1 pseudogene is annotated in these 269 nt (G+C 45.7%); it reads right to left on the minus strand.

Features of this window, described 5'->3' with window-relative positions:
* Positions 1-269, minus strand: a pseudogene (locus tag HBA93_RS21365) (hypothetical protein); the annotation flags it as partial.

The raw sequence follows: 269 nt of genomic DNA on the forward strand, positions 1-269 counted from the left end.
TGCAAGAGGCTGAGGCTTTTTACACAATTCTTCGCCTTTACATTCCGGCCCGTAATCCATCGGAAGCGCCATGACGTAATATTCCATGTCAGTCGCATTCACTTGCGCAACTGCCTGAATACAAACCAAATGATTAGGTGCTAATGCGCCGTTTGTTTTGCCGTCAGAACCCGTTGTAGCCACACCTTTTCTTAAAGAAACCGGCTTGTCATTTATCCGGCCATAGTAAGCTGCATTTACGCAACTTCCGTAGATCCGTACATTATAGT

The sequence above is a fragment of the Ochrobactrum sp. SFR4 genome (assembly GCF_019730395.1).
Lineage (GTDB): Bacteria > Pseudomonadota > Alphaproteobacteria > Rhizobiales > Rhizobiaceae > Pseudochrobactrum.